Genomic DNA, 2,060 nt, shown 5'->3' with positions numbered 1-2,060 from the left:
GTACTCCGCCGGGAATTAATACATATCGCTTGCTCGTGAATGGTCATCGCATTCCGTACGCAAAAGCGGAAAAAATGCCAATTAATAAGCGGAATTTTTGGTCGTATCAATCTATCGTGTTGAGTTCTCTTCTATTTTGTTTTGTTGTATTCATGATTTTGTATTTACTTCATCGTTATTTTATGAAAAAATCAAAATCTGAGGACGAAACCATTCGCAACAAAGCGAAAAAACGCATGAAACATTTGATTTATGTTACACGTGCTTTGTTTGTTACGCTACTTGTAACGATGATTGGTGTATTAGTCGTGGCAATTTATGGTTACTTATTGATGAAACAAAACACCGAACTTCCTCCTGTGCAAGTTGGGGAAACTTCTCAACTTGCCTCTTATACACCAGATAAAATTTTAAACGGTGATTATGAGGGAAAAGAGATAGCCAGCGTGAATATCGCCAATTATGCTGAGGCGAAAAAAAATATGCAAAAAAATGTGAATGATTGGGGAGTAGGAAAATTGTACATTCCCTCACAAGAAATCAATTTACCGATTCTCGCTGGTTTAAAAAATGAAAATCTACTAAATGGTGCCTCCACCTTTCGACAAGACCAAAAATTGGGGCTAGACAACTATGTTTTACTTGCCCACAATATTTATGAAACAGACGTGTTATTTAATCGTATCAGTGAGTTGAAAAAAGGCGAGGAAATCTATGCGACTGATTTTCAAGACATTTATATATACAAGGTGTTTGAAAACAAGGTGGTAAGAGATACAGAAGTAGATGTCGTGGAGAGAAGAAAAGAAGGTGAGTCTCCAATCATTACGCTTATTCGCTGTGAGGGCAACATCGGTACGATTTATCGGCGAATTGTGCAAGGAGAATTTGTGAAAACTATTCCTTTATCAGAGGCAAAACAAACGAGCAAACCATTGCTTCAAGAAATGAAATTAGAAATGTCAGGAACACCGAAAAACGGGATTTATTTGAAAGACCCTCCGATTTCAGTTTTCCATTTGTTCTGCATGAATCTAGCAGCAAACATCTTGGCAGATCCTATGCAAGTGTTGATTCCACTTGTGTTGTTGTTGGTGTTGCCGATTTTGTTTTTGGCGATTATATAGGAAATTTTTTCGATAAAAAAGCTCAGTTTTGAAAAATAAACTGAGCTTTTTTTAAGGGCATGGGTATCTCTAACGAACACCCTCAACCATTTTCATTTCATTCATTTGTTCCATCAAAAACTTTTTCCATGCTTTTTTGATAGCAGATTGTTGGCGGACGGCAATGGAGATACTTTGACCATTACCAACTACGACTTCATTTGTTGTGATAGAACGGATTGTTCCAAAATTTACTATAAAACTACGATTGATTTTTTGAAAAGAATGTTTTTCTTCAAATAAACTTTCCCACTGTTTTAATGTGAAATCACTATCATAGTATTTTCCATTTGCCATGACCATGCTTTTCTTGGCGAATGCTTCGATATAATCAATCTCCTCTACTTTTACAAGGGTAAGCATTTCTTTTTCCGCATCTTTCAGCAAGAACGCACTCTTCTTTTTTTCTTCTTCTAAAACATTCTTCAAAATAGGCTCTAATTTTTCTTCTAAATGAGTATCTTTCTTCAAAAAGTAAAAAATATTAGAATTGAAACTTTCCCAACCTAAATCTTCTTTTTGTGACAAAATGTAAACAAGAGGCGAATTTAGATGTTTTACTTTTTTGATAATCCCCAATTCGTTTATCTGAGTCATTTCTAAATCTATAAAAACAAGATGAAAATCTTTGATTTTTTTAAGTAACTTCTCAGGTTTTGAAAAAAATTTCACCGTAAATGGAATGTTAAATTTTGATTGAAAATCATGAAAATCTCTTTTTAATCTTTCTAAGAGAACTAAATTCTCGCTGACACAAACTATTTTTAACATATGGTATTGTCCTTTCTTGTCTAGCTACGAAGTGCTGAGGTCTGGTGGTTGTTCGCAATACCGCTCGCAACTGGTGTTGCGAGTAAATGAACGGCATGGCTCACTACCACAGACCTCAACCCG

The 2,060-nt window shown here is 35.2% G+C and carries 2 protein-coding genes; one reads left to right on the top strand and one right to left on the bottom strand.

What is annotated here, in order from left to right:
• Nucleotides 1-1,127: class A sortase (locus tag B5D30_RS03355; protein WP_144399467.1), on the top strand; the 1,127-nt coding region annotated here is incomplete at its 5' end.
• 69 nt (nt 1,128-1,196) lie between these two features.
• Here the strand turns inward: B5D30_RS03355 and B5D30_RS03350 are convergent.
• The gene (locus B5D30_RS03350; protein ID WP_078806629.1) at nt 1,197-1,937 is read right to left on the bottom strand and encodes a LytR/AlgR family response regulator transcription factor; all 741 of its coding nucleotides are present in this window, start codon (nt 1,935-1,937) and stop codon (nt 1,197-1,199) included.
• Nucleotides 1,938-2,060: the final 123 nt, after the last annotated feature.

It is taken from the genome of Pilibacter termitis, assembly GCF_900167335.1.
GTDB lineage: Bacteria > Bacillota > Bacilli > Lactobacillales > Streptococcaceae > Pilibacter > Pilibacter termitis.
Note: the sequence above shows the minus strand (reverse complement) of the source record. Positions and strands in the feature narration are given on the sequence as shown.